The following is a 20,310-nucleotide window of genomic DNA, read 5'->3' as shown; positions in this document are numbered from 1 at the left end:
AATTGGCTTTTGCATTATTTCAATAGCTTTTTAAAATCTGATTCAATCGCTAAAAACTGTTCTGCTAATGTTCCGGGTGCATTAAAAATAACATCATTAATAATATTTTTGATATGTTCGTGTTGCTTTAAATTGCCGTATAGCATTGAGTAAAAGACATAAATTGTTCTGTCCTTAATGTCTTGTAAACCAAGTAAACTTGATTCGTAGTAATATTCAATTATGTTGATTAAATCATTATCGCCGACTGTACTGTTGGTTTGCTCTTTAATGTCATACCAATTAATATAAAGATTAAATAGGTTTGCTGATTCATTTTGACAAAAAACAATTTTAGGATCTATTTTTGATGGCAATAATTTGCTTTCTTTATTTGCTTGAATTGCTCTCACTTTTTTTTGTATATCAACATAATAGTAGGTTAATCCTAAAGGGAACAATACATTTATCCAATCAAGATCGGTTAAATTTGTATCTTGCAAAAGTTGCATTCTAAATGGTTCGTAAAAAGGTAAAAAACGCATGTCACATAATTGACCACTCATTAAGCCTGCTTTAGGTATCCATTCTGCCATTTCATCAATAGATTGGTGTGTCACAAGCCAACCACAAACATATGATTTTGTTGTTAAAAAATCTAGATTCATTTGCAAAAGTGAGGAATGCAATAGATCCGTGTTGATATCTTTGTTTGGATATCCAATACATATCAAATGTGGACAAGAAGATAATTCATGTAATAAGCCTGGTCGCTCGACTACCGCGATATCTTTTTGTGGTAACTGTTGCTTTAAACTTGGTAGATAAAGTTTACTCAATTCACTGGTTATACCAAGCATATCGAGCAATAAATAACGATAGTTTTTTCGGTTTTGTTCATTATTTAATATTGTTTGTAAATTATCCATTAATTTGACTCCGAGCATGTACTTCCTTCCGGTAACTGAACTTTAGGTGCTTCGTAAGAAGCTGGACCGATTACAGCAAAGCTTGCTGCTTCAACTTCTACATTACCTGGTGCCATTAATTTTATCATTCCATTTTCAAGGATAATTGCTGCCCCACCGCAGGTTAATGTCAGTTTTTTGTTAGCTGATATGATTACTTCACTATCGGTACTGGTAATTTTCATATCTTGTTTTGAAGTTAAAAGCATCTGATCATTTTGCGCCTGTATATCAACATTTCCTTTTGAAGCAAAAATCTTGATACCCATTTTATTGGCAAACAAGCTTATTAAGTTGCCCGCGGTAACCATAAAACGTTTAAATGCGTTAACATCAATGGTATTTTGAGCTGTTTGAATAATATTTTCACCCGCAGTGTGTTGTATCGATTTAGGACTGACATCCGCCATGCCAGCTGGCGCATAAGTTAAAATTCCGGGTTCTTTAAGATCTTTTAGACTTTGTTCAAATAGCTGTTTTTGAACTTGTAAATCAGCAAGTTCAGCTTGTGCGGCTTCGGCTAGTTCATTAAGCCTTTTTACCATTTCGCTCGCTTGTGCTAGTTGTTTAACTGCACTGTCCATTTGTAATTGAACATGACTTGCCTGTGTTTGCTCTTCACTGGTTATATATAACCCTTTGCCTGCTCTGATTGCGCCCCATTCATCAGTGCGTAGTTCAAACCCTTCGCCACGTTTTTCTTTCTTTTCATTAACTAAGTGACCGATATTGACTTGAGTTTTACCGTATTCGGTTGCTAATTTGATGTGTTCTTGACCACGTTTGTCGTCCATACGGAGCTTGTTATTGGCAGGTGTTCGAATCACATTGCGGTGTTTATTAATCGTTGCCACATGATCAGGATGCGAACTGTCATGCATTGCATGGGCTATGTAAGGTCTGTCCGGGTTACCATTTGTAAACCCTATCATTACCCCTGTTCCGTCTATTAGCGGAAAGTGAAAACCATATGTATCACCAGAGTAAGGTTTAGCAAGTCTTAACCATAAACTTTCTTCCCCTTTTTTCCAATTTTTTAAGTCAAAATTGAATTTAACTCGATAACGTCCCATAGTGTCAATGTAACCATAGGTGTCGTTATTTGGACTTGTCACGTTGGCAGGTAAGGTGCCGCTCACTTCAGGCCAACGAATAGGTGCTGGTCGATACGGTATTAATACTTTAAATGGTATTGCCGTAAAAGATAATTCATAAGAATCCGTACGATTACCATGTCCTTCTACACTTAAAATTATAATGCCATCATCAATGTCCGATATTGGCGCACCGCTAATGGTAATACATTGACCCGGTATAAGGCTGTAGCGGTTTGTTCGACCTTTTATGATAATTTGTTTACTGATCATATGCTCATGACGTATTCGAGCATACCACTTACCACTTTCTATACTGTTTTCGTTGTTGGTTTGACTATTGTCGTTGTTATTGTTTTGTTTTTTGGCATGACCGTTATCATTCAAACCTTTATAGTGTTCTTCATAACGGTAATCAGTACCATAAGTTGTGATGTATTTAGGTTGTGTATTTTCATCACCTTTTAAATTTGCCCCTGCATTACGATAGTTGAAATCTTGAACTTTTACTGATTTTTCAACAATTTGTGTATGTAGCGACAGATCCCAAACACTTTCGGTATTACCGTCAAGTGTGCCGCTTGGTTGTTTGTAATCGATATTACCAACTTGGTGATAACCTTGCTCGTAATCGCTTATCACCATGACATCACAATTATGTTCCGCATGACTTTCAAATCGGAACCAGATTCCGACATCCGCTAATAAGCGTTGGATGAATTCGAGGTCGCTTTCTTCCCATTGGGTAATAAATTCTCGCGCCGGATAGCTGTCTTTTAATTCTAAGCGGTAGTCAATGCCTGAGAATTCATGACTTCGTAATACTTCTTCTACGACACTTACTATGCTTTGATTTTGATAGATGGCACTATTACGATTAAGTGCAAGTCTTGCTAATCTTGGCGATAATACAACCTGATAATGTGCTTCGTCTTTATTTACTGAAAGCTGATTAAATTCTGTGACAATACCATAGATAGCACGAGAATCACTTTCTGTAGGTAAATCACTGAGTGATCGGATTGCATTTCCTAGCGCTTTATTCGCTACAGGATTGAATGAGAATGAACCCTTTTTATTGAGAATCGTGTTTATTGATATACTTTTATCAGCACTGGTAAATGTGATTGTGTATTTCCACGGTTCATTGAGCTTTTCTTCTCCCTTGACTTTAAGTACTGAAATTGGCGAATCGAGACCATCAACCTTTAACGTGTAACGGTTGTGGCTAACCTCACCTGTTAGCCCATTCATTAAACCTTCGCCAAATTGACTAATGAGGTTAGTTAACTCTTTCGCCATATTTTTCTCCTTATATCCTTTTATTTAGGTTTTTCATTCAACGTCTGTAACATTTTAGGCTTTTTTAACGGCCTTTTTTTTACCTTTGCTTTCTTCTGCTGGCTTTGTTTTTGCTGACTTAACAACTTTCGCTTTAGTCGGTTTTGGTTCGTCCGAGTCAGCTTTTGTTGTTTTAGCTTTAGCAGATTTTGCTTTAGTTTGCTCACTTTCCCATTCAAGTACGATTCCTTCTGATTCGTCAAAATCAAGGATTAACGTTGGTACTTGATTGTTAGTTGTACTGCTTCGTTGTAGTAATAAATTTGATACCACAGGTAAAATTTGTTGATTTAAGATACTGTCAATGTTTCGTGCACCTGTATCTGGTAGTAAACACGCTGATACCAAGGTGTCGTAAAGTTTTTCGCCCACATTAAATACAATTTTGTAATGTTTTTGTAGTCGGCTGGCAACTTTATTGAGTTTCATTTCAACAATTTTGCGTAATGCGTCTTTACCAAGTGGTGTATAGATTACTGTTTGGAAACGTGCTAATAATGCCGGTTGGAAATGTTCACGAATGATCGGACGTAGAAGTTCTTGTTGTGTCGCAATATCGGCGTCTGGCATTTCTTCGAAAAGCGCCATAAGCTCATCACTACCTAAATTAGATGTCATTAATATTAAGGTATTACGGAAATCGATTTCACGACCTTCACCGTCACGCATAAAGCCACGATCAAAGACTTGATAGAATAAGTTAAGTACATCACGGTGTGCTTTTTCGACTTCGTCTAGTAACACAACACTGTATGGTCGTTTGCGAACGGCTTCGGTTAATACCCCACCTTGACCATAACCTACGTATCCCGGAGGTGATCCTTTAAGTTGTGATACGGTGTGCGCTTCTTGGTATTCTGACATGTTAATGGTTACCAGTGATTGTTCACCACCAAATAAGGTATCTGCTAACGCTAAAGCTGTTTCGGTTTTACCCACACCTGACGGACCAACTAATAAAAATACGCCCATTGGTGCATCTTCTGATGTCAGTCCAGTTTTTGCTGCACGAATACGTTTAGCTAATTCAAATAGGGCATTATCTTGTCCCACAACACGTTGACGTAAATCATCTTCAAGCGCAAGTAAGTGGCTTTGCTCATCTTTTAGTAAACTTTCTAATGGAACACCTGTCCAGTCTGATATAACAGATGAGACTGTGCGACTGTCAACATCAAGTGAAAGTAATGGATTATGACCTTGTAGCTCATTTAATTCTTGCTGTGCATCACTAAGTTTTTTAAGTAGCTTACTATCTGATTTATTGGTGAGTTTTTGACGTAATTCTATCAATGTTTCAATTTGTTTTTTCTCTTTTTCAAATTGAGTTTGTTGAATAGTTAATTTGTCTTGTAGTTTGGCTAACTGGATGTCTATTTCTTTTAAGCGATCGCTCGTTAAATTTTCACCTAATGCCAGATCTGCGTTAATTGCATCTTGTTCAATTTTCAGTGAGGCAATTTTAGCTTCAAGCTGTGTAATTGATTCTGGTATCGTATCTAGCCCCATACGTACACGTGCTGACGCTGTATCAAGCAGGTCAACCGCTTTATCGGGTAGTTGACGTCCACTGATATAACGTCTTGATAGTGAAACGGCTGTTTTGACAGCTTCGTCTAGGATATGTACGCCATGGTGTTTAGCATAACGTGATTTTAAGCCACGCAACATTAAACATGCTCGATCGTCATCAGGTTCGTCTACTTTAACCATTTGGAAACGACGCTCTAAAGCGGCATCTTTTTCAAAATATTGTTTGTATTCAGACCATGTGGTCGCTGCAATAGTGCGTAGTTCTCCACGTGCTAATGCAGGTTTTAGTAAGTTTGCCGCATCTGCGCCACCGGCTGAATTACCTGCACCGATAATAGTATGAGCTTCGTCAATAAATAGTAATATTGGGGTTGGAGACTGTTGTACGGCATCAATTACATTTTTTAATCTTTGTTCAAATTCACCTTTTACGCCAGCGCCCGCTTGTAATAAGCCAAGATCTAACGTTAGGATGCTAACATCCGCAAGATTTTTTGGTACGTTTCCTTCAGCAATTCGAAGTGCTAAACCTTCAACTAGTGCAGTTTTACCTACCCCTGGTTCACCGACAAGAATTGGGTTATTTTTACGACGACGGGATAGAATATCGACCATTTGTCTGATTTCACTGTCACGACCAAACACTGGGTCAATTTTACCTGATTTGGCTTTTTCAGTGACATTTTCGGTAAAGCGTTCAAGCGCTGCTTGATGATGCTTTTGTTGTGCGATTTGATTGTCATTATTACTTTTAGCATCATTCGCATCATTTTTTTGTGTTTTGTTTGCAGCTAATGCTGAGTTGGCAGTTGAGTCAATACCAAAACTGTCTGTAGCATTCATTACGCTATCTGATTGATAACTGTATTGATTAGCTGGGTTTTCGTCTGATGTTTCGTCCAGTTGTAAACGCATTTTTTGTAATGAAACTGGCGATAAGCTAAGTAGTTGCCATGCATCTTGTGCTTTTAAGCAATGTGGCATTTCTTGCAATGCTTGCAATATATGAACTGAGCGAATAACTTCTTCATGATTTTCTAGCGACGCTTTTAACCATGCTGATTGCATTACTGCTATCAACGATGGCGATAAACTTGGTTTTGTGTTAATAGTATGCGGTAGTGCGTCTAGATAATTGAGTAATCCAGTCCAAATTTTATCCATATCGAGTTGATAATGTCTTGAAATTATCGTTATGTCACCTGAACCCTGTTCTAGTAATTTTAATAACCAATGTTCAAGTGTAATTTCGGTATGTGCTCGTGTTTGGCATAATCCAGCCGCAGCTTCAAGCGATTTCGCACAGTACGGATTTAGTCGTCTTAATAAAACAGAGGGATCAGCTATCATTACTATTTCTTTCCTTAATCATTAATAAAATAAATACAGCCCCTATAAATAGGGACTGTGTAAGTTAAAATTAACCTCGGCTTTCTACCCAGCTGTCTGAGTGGATGATGTTGCCATCTTTATAAGTCCAAGTAATTTTTTCATAACGAAGTTCAATACGTTCTAAGTGGTTGTATTGTTCTTTCGTTGGATCTTTGATGTTGTGCATTTCAGGTTTAACAGATACGACTTTTACACCGTCCATTAATGTATTGAAATATTCAACTTCTTGTCCTGCATCGTTGATTTTGTACCATTTGATCTCAACTGATTTTAAGTTTTGACCAGTAGTTACAGCTTTGTATAGGTAAGGTGAAGATGCATCAACTTCTTTAACAAATTCAAGTGCTTTATGTACACGAGTTCCTGTTAATTTACCTGTATTACCATCGGTTGGGATGTATACTCGGTGATCGAATTCAACCACTTCTACACTTCCTTCACGACCAACAACGGTTACAGAACCTTTGATTTCGGCACCGCCGTCATCTTTTAAAAACATATAAGCTGGTACAGCCATTGTTTATCTCCTTTTATTGTTTTTGTTTCACACTCTTAGTTTTCATTCGTCAAAATACATGTTGACGCCTGAGGAACTAAATTTATTTCTACCCTTCGGTTTTTTGCACGATTTTCTGGAGTATCGTTATCCACTAAAGGTTTTTTTGCACCATACCCTTGGATGGCGAAACAAGTCTCTGGTATGTCACTCGCTTTTAATATCCAATCACGTACTGACATGGCTCGATTAAATGATAGTTGTTGATTTTTGGTTTCATCGCCAACTGAGTCGGTATGACCCGTTATGATCATTAACCAACCTGTACCAGGATTTGCATTAATCTGTTTTTGTATTTCCATTAATGCGTTAATTAACACTTTTTCTGAACCCGATTTTAAACTTGCTTGTCCACTTTCAAATAACGCTAAGCTATCTAGACGAATTGGCGGAGGTGGCTCTTTAACAATAACCTGCGTTTTTTCAACAATTACTTTTTCAGGCTCTGGTGGTTTTGCTACGTAGTCACTCATGGCTACATTGAGCGGTTCAACTAGCTGTAATCCACGATATAACCCCATTCCTAAACGTATAGGTTCACCTTTAGCATAGTATTCATTTAGCATGGTTTTATCATTTCGTAGTACTTCAAGTGCCTCTTTTTTCTCATCATAATTGCCCATTGGGACTAAATGGTAATGATGAATATCATTTTGAATTCTATCGATTAATTTGATGTTATTCCAATATGACGCCCCCATACTTCCCATTAAAAATAATGATGTGATAATAACTAAACCACAGATCATTGAGCTAATAGGCGAAAATGGATATGCAATTGGCATAAATTTAACTAATGCATCTGGCGGGGTGACACCGTCTTGTATTTTATGCGTATTTGGTAATGATAAACTTGTCGCATTTTCCCATATTTTTTGCATGAGATTATCGTGAACAATCGATTGGTTGGTAGGATAGATTGCTACACCAGTCGGTACACATTTAGCAATAGGTTGCTTGTCATTAACTAAAGTGGTTAATACTACGTCTTCAATCCAACTTTCTGTTTCACTTAAAAATGGACGAAGTCTTAATCGTCGTTCACGTTCATCTGTTGGAATTTTGATGTCATTAACCCAATTTGTAATTGGCGACAAATAACGATCTAACAAATATAATTTTTGATTTAATAATTGAAACCAATATACAGGTAACGGGTTATTTTCGTCATAGATTAAGTCGTTCAGTCCAACATGGGTTGAAAGATAAACAGGCATTTGGTATTTAGCTATTCGACAAGTATCCACCCATGATTGACGAAATGCTTGTAATTTAGCTACAAATAAGCCCTGTTTGTCTTCTGTTTCTGGTGTTAAGGCAAGAAAAATACCTACACGACCCAGCATATCAGGCCATTTCGCCACTAATGAATCGTAAACTATCGGTAGATGTGAAAATTCATCAACGTAGATCCAAACTGCTTCGGACGAAACTAATACATTAGATTCGGCAAGCGATAAATCCTCAGGAAAAAAATCTTTAGCCGCGCTACCCGTAACCATGAGTATTGGTAAACGATAACGCTGTCTTGCCGGTAATAAATCAAGTTTTTGAGTTAAAAATTGGATATTTGCTGTTGATGATGCTAGCACTCGTCGATAACGTCGCATTTGCCAAAGAAAACCTCCGGCAATAGCAAAGACGAGAATCGATCCAAGTATTTTCCAGCCAATTGTTATTGGTAGGAAAACAAACAATAATAATAAACTCAATACGACTGCATATATAATTTGAATGCGCTTAGGGTAATCGCTCATAATAAACCTTTTTAACCAACAAGTTGCTTAACTAAGTTGTCTAGTTGATTATCCAATAAAAAGTAAAGCCCAATAACGACAATAACCGATACGACAGTACAAGCTAGTAGAATGGTTTTTCTAAACTGATAACGATATGTTTTGGTCTGTTCAATGATTGGATATGATTGTTCTGGCTCATATTCTCGTAAAGCTTCACGTAGCGCGAGTATCAGGTGCTCTCGTTCCATTTGAGGTCTATCAAGATAACAGCCTTGGAAACCAAGTCCTAATACTCGGTCAAAACAAGCTAAAACAATTCCTTCTTTTCTATCAGCTCTTAAGCGAGAACGAATTTTATCGAATAGGTCATCACCTGCGCTGTGCGTGTTGAAATAGATAACTTGTAATGGCGAACCTAACCATTCATCATAGTCTTGATTTTTCGGATTATCTCGATGACAAAGTAATACAGTTTCATCTAATAAAGCACATAAAGCATAACTGATATCATCAATTACATCTTGGCTATACTGCGCTTGATGTAATTTGTCTCGTACGGTTATAACTTGTTGCTTACAAAGTTCGTACAATTTATGTCCCGATGGAATATCAGCTTTTGCTTTTAACTGCACTACAACTAAGATGGAGTCTCGTAGTAATTCGTCAATATTAATTGCTTTTGATTCTATACTCATAATTTGATCCTATGACCGCAATACGGCGAACAATTCTAACGAAATATCAGGCATTGCACGTGGTACATAAAATTCACAACAGCGTGTAAGTAACATATTTTTTGCCGCTTCATGTGAAAGATCTAATGCAAAATATTGATTGTCCAAACGCACAGGTATAGCAGCCGGAACATGGCTAAGTGCTTTAATTGGAATACCAGATAACGCAGAATGTATGATTTGCCTTACATCATCAGGTGCACCTGCTTTACATAAGATTGGGAATCGTGATTGTAATTGATGACCTGGCATACTTGAGCGTACTGAAAGATAGAAGTCAGCATCTTCAACTAGACGAGAATCATTTAGTCGTCCAGTCCATAATGTGTCTTTGTCATGAACTAATTCAATTTTAATTACTCGAGACGGTAAGCTTTCTTCCAGTAAGTTGCGTACTAATCCAAATAATGGAGGGAAAACTTCATTAAGATTATCATGCTGATAAGCCGGAATACCATCCACATTATTTAATAATGAGAATGTTAATAACGCACCTGTCAAGGCTGTTAATGTTTGATAAAGCTTTTCAGGATGAATCGTTGGATTATCTCGTAAAAATTTGAGTTGAGGTTCATAGGTATTTAATGCATTTAATAACCAGAATAATGACACATCAGCGGTGGCAAATTCAGCCATTTGTTGATTTCGCTCATGGCGCATTCCTGTTAAATGTTGCCGTTTGGCTTGCATTTGAACACATAATAATTCAAGTTCTTTAACTAATGTTCCGCTTTGTGTATGCAGATTTAACATTGGTGGAAGGTATTCTTGATCAAGTACAAATCGCCCGTTTAGATCTCGTTTTAAACGAGCTACAGGACAAGTTAGGTAGTCACTATGATTTTCAAAATCAAATAAGAATGTTAGCGCATAATGCTCAACAGCTATAGTTTCGACATTTTGCCCCAATAGGTCGGTAACTTCTACCCATTCTTGTCTATATCGTAGTGGACGTTCAAGACGTTGATTTTCTTGTAAACAGTTACCGCCGTTAGCTTGCAGTAATGGTATACCAATAAATACGGTTACTTCTTCAAGTTCGACCGGTATATCGGTATTTAATATTCTTGCTTCCGGTAGTTTGTCTGCTATATCGGTATTGATAACAACGCCATCAGAAAATCGGATACTAATTGATTCTGCTTGTAATCGATCGAAGGTTAGTGCCTGCAAATCAATAGATAGGCTTTCAATTCCCCATGGGTTAGCCACCGCTAGAGTGGCTAATTTTTGTGAAGTGAATTGATCCCACAACGCTTGTTGTTGAAATTGTTGAGGCGTCAAAAAGACGCCTTCATTCCATAAAGGACGAAATATTTTCATGTGTCCTAACACTCCTTAAAAGATATTAATGAAATCAAGTAAAAGCTAATACTTATGATTTAGCTTTTGGCATCTGTGATACCATTGATAAATTAATATCCATTCCTTCGATTTGGAAATGAGGAATTAAGAATGTTTTAACACGGAAGAATCCTGGATTATCTTCAATATCTTCAACAATGACTTTTGCTTCTCTTAATGGGTGAGCCGCTTGAACTTCATCACTTGGATCTGTCATTTCAGTGACAAGGTTGCTTATCCATTTATTTAATTCAAGTTCTAACATACGGCGGTCTTTAGTTGCACCGATATTTTCACGTTGAATAACTTTTAAGTAGTGAGCAATTCGTGACAATAAGAAGATATAAGGTAAACGAGCATTAATACGGCTGTTTGCTGTTGCTTCTTTTGTATCATAAAGTGCTGGTTTTTGCGTTGAGTTCGCAGAGAAGAAACATGCATAATCTCTGTTTTTATAGAAAGATAATGGGATGAATCCTAAATTAGCAAATTCAAATTCGCGTGTTTCTGGGATAAGCACTTCGGTAGGAATTTTTACTTGATTACCAGTACCTAAATCATAAAGGTGAATTGGTAAATCTTCAACTAGTCCACCTGCTTGCGGTCCACGAATTTGTACACACCAACCATTACGAATGAAGCTTTGAGTCATGTTTGCTGCAAACGCATAAGATGCATTAGTCCATAAATAACGGTTGTGATCAAGTCCTTTAACATCTTCAACATAATTGAAGCTACGTACTGGAATTGTATCTGGTCCATAAGGCAGACGAGCAAGTACTCTCGGTAAAGTCAAGCCGATGTAACGTGAATCATCAGTTTCACGGAAGCTGTTCCATTTGGTGTATTCTGCACGGTCGAAATAGTTGCCAATATCTTTAATTGCGGCAACTTCTTCCATGGTTTCTTTACCAAAGAATTTTGGACCAACAGAGCTTACAAATGGCATGTGTGCAGCAGCTGCAACTTTAGAGATATTACGTAATAAAGCAATATCTTGTGAATTGCGATCAAACTCGTAATTTGAAATTGTTACACCAATTGGTTCACCACCCGGTGTGTCATATTCTTGAATATAGGTATGACGGTAGAAACCTGTTTGGATGATTTCTGGCGCATCTTCGAAATCTTGACGTAACTCTTCTTTTGAGACATCTAGAAGTTCAATTTTAACATTACGACGGAAATCAGTACGGTCAACTAAGAATTTTAAACCACGCCATGTTCCTTCGATTTCTTGGAACGTTTCGTGATGCATAATAGCATCAAGTTGGCGACTTAATTTTTGGTCTATTTGACTGATATGATAATCTAATAGGTGTTTATCTAATTTTTCAATTTTTTGTGATGAACTTTGGATCAATTTTAGCAATATATCAATCGCCATTGTGACACGTTCATCTTGTGAAGCTTCGAATAATACTTCGTTATCTTCAAATTTATCAATTTCACCCGCTTTTTTGATTGGACTTAGATTGATTTTATCGAATAAAGATTGGTAAACACTACCATTCTCTTCTACTACGGTTGCTTTACTAGCATTGCTTTGTTTTTGTACGTTCATTACTTTTATCTCTTAATTTTTATCAAACTTTATATTTTGCTGTGCAAATTGAGTTTTGATTGATTAAAATTTTATTTTTTACTTTCAGATACAATTGATTCTAATTCAGCACGGAGCTCATCAGAGAGTTGTTGATCTTTCACTATTTTTTCAAGTTCATAGCGGAAAGTAGCGTTATCTAGTAGATTTGATTTCAAATCTCTTAATAGATTGCGCATTGCAAGTAAAGAACGTAGTTGTGGGATTTTTTTAGCGACTTGTTCTGGTGAAAAATCTTTCATAGATTCAAACACCAAATCAACACTGATGTCACTACCATCATCTGCAAGTGTATTAGGTACACTTATTTTAGCTTCTGGTCTAAAATCGTTTAACACTGCATCGAAATTATTTTTATTAATCGATACTTTTTCTTTTTCAGAAAGTGAACGTTTGTCTTTTCCACGACCATAATCGCCAATTGACAATATTTTAAGTGGTAGTTCAACTTTCTTTGAGGCTCCGCCAGTGTGTAAATCTAAACTGATATTCACGCGGGCAGCTGGGACTTCATTTTGATAACTGTTTGACATAATTTCTCCTAAATTTCCATTCCCTTTAAAGGCTAAAATAAATAATTACCCTTAAGTTGTGAATAAATTACACGATTTACGAATTAATTACAATCTTAACGCTTAAATTAATTAATTTTTTCATAAAGAATTTTTTTTAAAATTTGCTTATTTTTCTAGCAAAATAAAGGGTTTTTATGATGTCGCAGATGTGAACTGATGGATTGTTTTTTAATCATTTTTAAATAAATTTTATTAAATTTAATGCTAATTCAATTTTTAAAATGTTTTTTAAATTTTTTTAACTATAGTTAACTCAATAAATCAATTATTAAAATGGCTATTATTTTAATAGATAAGGCTATCTCCTTTTTCAATAAATATTTATTTAAAATACGTTATCTAATAATTTAAAAATTGACTAAATTAAACAAATTTATTTGACTTTAGCGACTTAAATGATAATAATTCTCATTAATATTTAAAGTGTATTTATTTTTATCACTTTATTAGATAGTTAAAGGAAGCTATTATGAAAAGGATTTCTTTTTAGCTTTCACGTTTTCCTTGATTTCTCGGTATCTTGAAGATGATTGAGTATATTATTAAATAGGAGTTGCTAATGAAATTCAATTCTATCAAAAGTCGTAAAACTTTATTAAATTTAATTTTTACATCATTAATTATTCTTACTGGCGTGGCTAACTCTGCAATCGCTGAAGAAAAAAAATTTAAAGTTGTTACGACATTTACCGTGATTCAAGATATCGCACAAAATATTGCGGGCGATGCAGCGATAGTTGAGTCAATCACTAAAGTTGGTGCCGAGATTCATGAATATGATCCAACCCCTCAAGATATTACCAAAGCACTTTCTGCCGATTTAGTATTATGGAATGGACTTAATTTAGAACTTTGGTTTAAGCGTTTTTTTGAAGATATTAAAGATGTTCCTTCGGTTACGGTAACAGAAGGAATTGACCCTATGCCGATTCAGGAAGGAAGTTATAAAGGTAATCCTAATCCACATGCTTGGATGTCTCCGACACTTGCTTTAACTTATATTGAAAATATTCGTGCTGCTTTTGTTAAATATGATCCGAAACATGCCGATATTTACAATAAGAATGCTGCCGATTATGTTGCTAAGATTAAAGCTCTTGATGCGCCTTTAAGAGAACGCCTAGCCAAAATTCCAGAATCTCAGCGTTGGTTAGTCACCAGTGAAGGGGCTTTTAGTTATTTGGCAAGAGATTATAATCTTAAAGAAGCGTATTTGTGGCCGATTAATGCTGAGCAGCAAGGCACACCTAAACAAGTTAAAAATCTGATTGATACTGTTCGTAAAAATAATATTCCGGTTGTTTTTAGTGAAAGTACGATTTCGGATAAACCGGCTAAGCAGGTAAGTAAAGAGACAGGTGCTAAGTATGGAGGTGTGTTATATGTTGATTCACTTTCAACTAAAGATGGCCCAGTACCAACCTATATCGATTTATTAAAAGTGACTGTTGAAACAATAGCTAAGGGGTTTGAAAACTGATGACTCAAATTTGCCTAAACGTTGATGATATTACTGTGACTTATAATAATGGTCACACTGCTATTCATGATGCAAGTTTTAGCTTACATGGTGGCACTATATGTGCACTGGTTGGCGTTAATGGTAGTGGTAAATCTACACTGTTTAAAAGCATTATGGGGATGATACGACCAACTAAGGGACAAGTGACTTTTAATAATACGCCTGTAAAACAAGCATTAAAACAAAATATTATTGCTTATGTACCCCAAACAGAAGAGGTTGATTGGGATTTTCCTGTGTTAGTGTCTGACGTAGTAATGATGGGACGTTATGGACATATGTCTTTTTTACGTATTCCAAGTAAAGAGGATAAAAGACAAGTTGATATTGCCCTAAAGCGTGTAAATATGCTCGAATTTAAACATCGACAAATTGGCGAGCTTTCTGGCGGTCAAAAAAAACGTGTATTTTTAGCCAGAGCGTTAGCTCAACAAGGTAAAGTACTTTTATTAGATGAGCCTTTTACTGGGGTTGATGTTAAAACAGAAAATGCCATTATTGAACTTTTGAAGGATCTTCGTGATGAGGGGCATTTAATTTTAGTTTCTACCCATAATTTAGGTAGTGTGCCTGAATTTTGTGATCAAGTTGTTTTGATTAATCAAACTGTTCTGGCTTTTGGATCAACCCAATCCACGTTTACCCCTCAAAATTTAATGACTACTTTTGGCGGTGCTTTGCGTTATTTAAGTCTTTCGGGTGAAAAGTTACATGAAGATGAAGATCCTCGCAAGGTATCTATTTTAACCGATGATGAACGTGCAGCAATATTTTATGGTGAAGGTAAAGATGATTCCCCTCATCAAGATTTACTTGTTGAACATCATGATCATGAACCAAAAGGACAGCTATAAATGGAACTCCTTCTTGAACCATTTAGTTATGACTTTATGCTAAAAGCCATCTGGGTAAGTAGCATTGTCGGCGCAGCTTGTGCTTTTTTATCTGCCTTTTTAATGTTAAAGGGCTGGTCATTAATGGGCGATGCTTTATCTCATTCAGTGGTCCCTGGTGTTGCCGGAGCTTATGCACTGGGTTTACCTTATTCGGTAGGCGCTTTTTTTACGGGATTATTGGCTGCACTTTCTATTACCATGGTAAGAGCAATGACCCGATTAAAAGAAGATGCCATTATTGGTTTTATTTTTTCTACTTTTTTTGCGATTGGTTTATTAATTCTTTCATTAAATCCGACTTCTATTAATGCCCAGACAATTATTTTTGGTAATATTTTAGGTATTGATGATAGTGATATGTGGCAAGTACAGATTATCATATTGGTTTCGGTTGTACTTTTATTATTATTCTGGAAGGATTTATTAGTTGTGTTTTTTGATGAAATTCATGCCAGATCAATCGGTTTAAGACCTTTGCCTTTAAAAATCCTTTTTTTTACTATTTTAAGTGCTTGCACAGTTGCAGCTTTACAAACGGTTGGGGCAATTTTAGTTATTGCAATGGTTGTCACGCCCGGTGCAACCGCTTATTTGCTGACTAATCGATTTTCACATTTATTGATTATTTCGGTAATAATTGGTGCACTAACCAGTGCTATTGGAGCGTGGTTTAGTTACTTTTTAAATGGTGAAACAGGTGGTGTTATTGTCACATTGCAAACGTTAGTTTTTATTTTTGCTTTTTTATTTGCGCCTAAACAAGGATTAATTTCTAATCGCCGCAAAATTAGACAACTTCGCTTAAGTAAAGGGGATTAAGTATGACTGATATAGGGTATTTTATTTTTCATCCTTTTACAATTCCTCTTATGCAAAGAGCCATTTTAGCCGCGCTTGCAACCGGTATAGTTTGTGCCCTACTATCGTGCTTTTTAGTTTTGAAAGGGTGGTCATTGATGGGCGATGCTATATCACATGCAGTATTACCCGGTATTGTACTTGCCTTCTTAGCCGGAATTCCCATTATTATCGGGGCTTTTGTGTCAGGTTTATTTTGCTCAGTCGCTACCGGTTATATAAAAGAAAACAGCCGAATTAAAGAAGATACCGTCATGGGAATTGTGTTTTCCGGTATGTTTGCATTCGGTTTAGTGTTATTTTCTAAAGTTGATACGTCGCAACATTTGAACCATATATTATTTGGTAGTGTACTTGGTACAAGTTATGCAGAATTAATACAGATTATTTTTATTGCTGCTGTCGTGTCTATTATTGTTATCATTAAGCGTCGTGATCTCATGCTTTATTGTTTTGATCCTGTTCAAGCAAGAGTGGTTGGATTACCCGTTCGATTATTACATTATGGATTACTGAGTATTCTAGCTTTAACTATTGTAGGATCGCTAAAAGCAGCTGGGGTTATATTGGTCATTGCTATGTTGATTGCACCGGGTATTACTGCTTTTTTAATCAGTAAACGATTTGAAAGAATGTTAGTTATTGCGGTGTTAATTTCTGTCTTTTCAACCGTTATGGGAACATTGATCAGTTATCATTTAGATGCTTCTACCAGTGCTTGCATTGTGATTCTACAAGCTACTATTTTTGTTTTTACACAAAGTTATGCCTATATTAAAAGCCGTCAAAATTAACCATTAATAAAATTGCGTAAATGTGACATGTTAGTCGTTATGACATTTACGCAATTTTCGCTTTGGAATTTTTTAACTATTCATCATCCATATATTTGCTGGAATCAGCATAATTATCAAAGCGTGAAAATTGACCTTGGAATTTTAATCTTACTTTACCTATTGGACCATTACGCTGTTTACCTAAAATAATTTCGGCAATTCCTTTGTGTTCAGATGCTTCGTTATACACTTCATCACGATAAATAAACATGATTACATCGGCATCTTGTTCAATCGATCCGGATTCACGTAAATCCGAATTCACTGGTCTTTTATCTGCCCGTTGTTCAAGACTACGATTTAACTGTGATAGTGCAACAACCGGAATTTGTAATTCTTTTGCTAATGCTTTTAATGATCGTGATATTTCAGCAATTTCCAACGTTCGATTTTCAGACATATTCGGTACACGCATCAGCTGTAGATAATCGACCATGATCATACTTAACCCTTTATGTTCCCGATAAATACGTCTGGCACGTGAACGTAATTCCATTGGCGTTAATCCGGAAGAGTCATCGATGTAAATATTTTTCTTTTCAAGCAAAATACCCATGGTACTTGAAATACGAGCCCAATCATCATCTTGTAATTGACCAGTACGAATACGTGTTTGGTCTACTCGAGAAAGTGAAGCGAGCATACGCATCATAATTTGTTCTGAAGGCATTTCTAAACTGAATATTAATACCGGTTTTTCTTGCATCATTGCTGCATTTTCACACAAATTCATGGCGAAAGTTGTTTTTCCCATAGAAGGACGTGCGGCAATAATGATTAAATCTGAACGTTGCAAGCCAGCTGTCTTTTTGTCTAAATCAAGAAAACCTGTAGAAACACCAGTGACACCATCATGTGGGCGTTGGAAAAGTTCTTCGATTTTAGCAACCGTCGCTTCCAGCACTTCAGTTATGCTTTTTGGCCCCTCTCCTTGCTTGGTACGGCTTTCAGCAATTTGAAAGATTTTACTTTCAGCTAAATCCAATATTTCACTACTGTCTCGCCCTTCTGTCGCATAACAGTTATCTGCAATCTCATTTGATGCGCTGATAAGTTCACGTAATATAGCTTGTTGCCGAATAATATCACTATATGCCACAACATTGATGGCGCTCGGGGTGTTTTTGGATAATTCAGCTAAATAAGCAAATCCCCCCACGTCAGCAAGCAAATCCTTACTTTCTAAACTTTCTGAAAGCGTAATTAAATCTATTGGTGTTCCTTTACCCACTAAAATATGCATTTCAGCGAAGATAAGTTGATGATGACGTGAATAAAAATCCCGTTCAGTTATCATTTCAGCAACGACATCCCAACGCAGATTATCCAGCATTAAACTACCGAGAACAGCTTGCTCTGCCTCTATGGAATGGGGAGGCAATTTTAAGCTATGTAGTTTTGCGTTTTTCGCATTTTGATTATTGCCGTCTTTATTGGTAATGATTTCATCAGTATTCATTAGATTCATCTTTTTTAATTTAATTCATATTTAAGCTTATCATTTAGCTAGCTCAAAAATAAGGGGCCTAATGCAAGATTGGGTATTTGATATTCTAGTGGATAATCCACCTGAACTAAATACAAACCTTCCGGTTTTGCTGTTGCTGCCGCCCGTGTTCTATCTTTAGCTTTCAATAAATCATCAATCCATTGCGGCTTTTGATTTTCAGCGCCAACTTCTAGCAAACTGCCGACGATATTCCTTACCATATGATGTACGAACGCATTCGCTTTTATATCCACAATCACATAATCACCCTGTCTGGTTACACTAATTTGATGAATGTTTCGCCAAGGCGTTAACGACTGACATTGTGCGGCTCTAAATGATGAAAAGTCGTTTTCTCCTAACAGATATTGTGCAGCTTCATGCATGAGCTTTTCATTAAGGGGTAAATAGTAATGCGTAACCCCTTTTGATAAAATTGCAGGACGGTAACGGTGATTATAAATCACATAACGATAACGTCGAGCAGTTGCGCTGAATCTTGCATGAAAACTTTCCGCAACAGGTTGAGACCACCGCACCGCAATATTTGATGGTAAGTGGGAATTGACCCCCATTGTCCAAGCACTGTGAGATCGTTGTGCTTTTGTTTCAAAATGAATAACCTGTCCTGTTGCATGGACCCCCGCATCCGTTCGACCTGCACAAAAAACCGTAATAGGCTCATCGGCGATAACCGATAAAGCAGACTCTAATCTTTCTTGGACTGAATCAACGGATTGTTGGCGTTGCCAACCAAAATATCCACTGCCATCATATTCAATACCCAGTGCAATTTTAGAGGTAGTCATTAATCAGCATCTCAAGCGTCTGGATGAGCATTATTCCACCTAAATAGCGAATATTATCAGCAACCGACCAAAATTGGATTTGTTCATAATGACCAAAACTATGCCTTAAATTGGATAATTTAATCGTCAAATTAGATTCTGATTCGGCATTAACTTCAGTAACAGGAGTTGAAAGCGTATCCCCTTGTAATTCAACACCATATTCGCTAAAACGTGCCATATCTAATTCAATCGGTAAACTGCTAGAAACATTTACCGCTTGAGCAAGTCCATAAAATACCGGAACAATAACAGATTCAATCGATATTGGTAGCTGATAATTATTGATAACTTTACGAATCTGATTTATCAGTGATTTTTCACCGTATGATGAATTATCAGATTCATGTGAAATAGGCAACAGATTGAAAGCAAGCTGTTTGTCGAATAAGTCATTATCAACAGGCATGCCATTTAATAATCGAGCACTTTGACCAGCCAGTTCTTCAACGCCTGGTTTGCCATACATTGAAGAGGGAATGAAACTTGTTACATGCAAATTAGTGAGTAACTCGATATCCGTTAAAGGTGCAACACAGCGAAGTAATTGAGAAACGGGGGCACTGGCTACCGCAATAATGTTTTCGTTACGGTATTCAGCTAAAACATGATTGTTCACTTGTGGCACAATCAGTGGAATATGATCTTGATCAGCAAAGTAGCCACTTGCATCAATCACAATGCATCCTGCTTGTGCTGCTTGTTGAGCATATTTTTCACTGGTTTTCGCACCTGCGACAAAAAAAGCAAAATGGCATTGACTAAAGTCCATTTGAGCACTATCAATAACCGTTAAATTTTTACCTGCAAATCGAATAATCTCGCCAGCACTGTTATCACTGCCGACTAGGTAGAGATTATCAATTTCAATACTATGATTTTTTTGAGTATACTCTTGCAGTAACTCAATGAGCGCAGAACCTACTTGTCCTGTCGCACCAACAATGGCAATATTCCATGCTGACATATATAAACCCAATCAATAAAATTTATCGAAGATTAT

At 36.5% G+C, this 20,310-nt stretch carries 16 protein-coding genes; 4 read left to right on the top strand and 12 right to left on the bottom strand.

Features of this window, described 5'->3' with window-relative positions:
* Nucleotides 1–14: 14 nt before the first annotated feature.
* From ACGH6R_RS06125 to tssB, 9 genes are all read right to left on the bottom strand, one after another.
* Nucleotides 15–926, bottom strand: coding sequence for a hypothetical protein (locus ACGH6R_RS06125; RefSeq protein WP_411599164.1), 912 nt, complete (start codon nt 924–926; stop codon nt 15–17).
* Entirely contained in the window at nt 908–3,343 is a 2,436-nt protein-coding gene (locus ACGH6R_RS06120) for a type VI secretion system Vgr family protein (RefSeq protein ID WP_411599163.1), read from the bottom strand. The genes ACGH6R_RS06125 and ACGH6R_RS06120 overlap by 19 nt, the downstream gene beginning before the upstream one ends.
* A gap of 54 nt (nt 3,344–3,397) precedes the next feature.
* Complete coding sequence (gene tssH / locus ACGH6R_RS06115; protein ID WP_411599162.1) at nt 3,398–6,265, bottom strand: type VI secretion system ATPase TssH; 2,868 nt, start codon at nt 6,263–6,265, stop codon at nt 3,398–3,400.
* Nucleotides 6,266–6,335: 70 nt separating this feature from the next.
* On the bottom strand, nt 6,336–6,824 hold the full coding sequence (locus ACGH6R_RS06110; protein WP_065559516.1) for an Hcp family type VI secretion system effector: 489 nt from the start codon (nt 6,822–6,824) through the stop codon (nt 6,336–6,338).
* A gap of 35 nt (nt 6,825–6,859) precedes the next feature.
* Nucleotides 6,860–8,620, bottom strand: a complete 1,761-nt coding sequence (locus ACGH6R_RS06105) for an OmpA family protein (RefSeq protein ID WP_411599161.1) — start codon at nt 8,618–8,620, stop codon at nt 6,860–6,862.
* Nucleotides 8,621–8,631: 11 nt separating this feature from the next.
* Nucleotides 8,632–9,297, bottom strand: coding sequence for a type VI secretion system protein TssL, short form (gene tssL, locus ACGH6R_RS06100; protein WP_267379293.1), 666 nt, complete (start codon nt 9,295–9,297; stop codon nt 8,632–8,634).
* Nucleotides 9,298–9,306: 9 nt separating this feature from the next.
* Nucleotides 9,307–10,659, bottom strand: coding sequence for a type VI secretion system baseplate subunit TssK (gene tssK, locus ACGH6R_RS06095; RefSeq protein ID WP_065559519.1), 1,353 nt, complete (start codon nt 10,657–10,659; stop codon nt 9,307–9,309).
* A 52-nt stretch (nt 10,660–10,711) separates the two neighbouring features.
* The gene (tssC, locus tag ACGH6R_RS06090) at nt 10,712–12,244 is read right to left on the bottom strand and encodes a type VI secretion system contractile sheath large subunit (protein WP_065559520.1); all 1,533 of its coding nucleotides are present in this window, start codon (nt 12,242–12,244) and stop codon (nt 10,712–10,714) included.
* 71 nt (nt 12,245–12,315) lie between these two features.
* Nucleotides 12,316–12,816 carry a type VI secretion system contractile sheath small subunit gene (gene tssB, locus ACGH6R_RS06085; RefSeq protein WP_065559521.1) on the bottom strand — a complete coding sequence of 167 codons (501 nt, stop codon included), beginning with the start codon at nt 12,814–12,816 and terminating at the stop codon, nt 12,316–12,318.
* A 601-nt stretch (nt 12,817–13,417) separates the two neighbouring features.
* Here tssB and ACGH6R_RS06080 point away from each other — a divergent pair.
* From ACGH6R_RS06080 to ACGH6R_RS06065, 4 genes are read left to right on the top strand one after another with little or no spacing between them, the layout of a single operon-like run.
* Nucleotides 13,418–14,338: a metal ABC transporter substrate-binding protein gene (locus ACGH6R_RS06080; protein ID WP_267360655.1), complete on the top strand. Its 921-nt coding sequence runs from the start codon at nt 13,418–13,420 to the stop codon at nt 14,336–14,338.
* On the top strand, nt 14,338–15,234 hold the full coding sequence (locus ACGH6R_RS06075; RefSeq protein ID WP_411599160.1) for a manganese/iron ABC transporter ATP-binding protein: 897 nt from the start codon (nt 14,338–14,340) through the stop codon (nt 15,232–15,234). The genes ACGH6R_RS06080 and ACGH6R_RS06075 overlap by 1 nt, the downstream gene beginning before the upstream one ends.
* Nucleotides 15,235–16,095 carry a metal ABC transporter permease gene (locus ACGH6R_RS06070; protein ID WP_267350507.1) on the top strand — a complete coding sequence of 287 codons (861 nt, stop codon included), beginning with the start codon at nt 15,235–15,237 and terminating at the stop codon, nt 16,093–16,095.
* A 2-nt stretch (nt 16,096–16,097) separates the two neighbouring features.
* Nucleotides 16,098–16,928: a metal ABC transporter permease gene (locus ACGH6R_RS06065; protein WP_411599159.1), complete on the top strand. Its 831-nt coding sequence runs from the start codon at nt 16,098–16,100 to the stop codon at nt 16,926–16,928.
* 76 nt (nt 16,929–17,004) lie between these two features.
* On the opposite strand, the gene dnaB is transcribed toward ACGH6R_RS06065, so the two are convergent.
* From dnaB to ACGH6R_RS06050, 3 genes are all read right to left on the bottom strand, one after another.
* The gene (gene dnaB / locus ACGH6R_RS06060) at nt 17,005–18,414 is read right to left on the bottom strand and encodes a replicative DNA helicase (RefSeq protein ID WP_411599245.1); all 1,410 of its coding nucleotides are present in this window, start codon (nt 18,412–18,414) and stop codon (nt 17,005–17,007) included.
* Between the two features lie 62 nt (nt 18,415–18,476).
* On the bottom strand, nt 18,477–19,268 hold the full coding sequence (truA, locus tag ACGH6R_RS06055; protein ID WP_267350512.1) for a tRNA pseudouridine(38-40) synthase TruA: 792 nt from the start codon (nt 19,266–19,268) through the stop codon (nt 18,477–18,479).
* A complete protein-coding gene (locus ACGH6R_RS06050; protein WP_267350513.1) occupies nt 19,255–20,274 on the bottom strand; it encodes an aspartate-semialdehyde dehydrogenase in 1,020 nt (339 codons plus the stop codon). Before ACGH6R_RS06050 ends, truA begins: the two co-directional genes overlap by 14 nt.
* Between the last annotated feature and the right edge of the window lie 36 nt (nt 20,275–20,310).

Origin of the sequence: Gilliamella sp. CG13, assembly GCF_046635805.1 — a bacterium.
GTDB lineage: Bacteria > Pseudomonadota > Gammaproteobacteria > Enterobacterales > Orbaceae > Gilliamella > Gilliamella apicola_I.
Note: the sequence above shows the minus strand (reverse complement) of the source record. Positions and strands in the feature narration are given on the sequence as shown.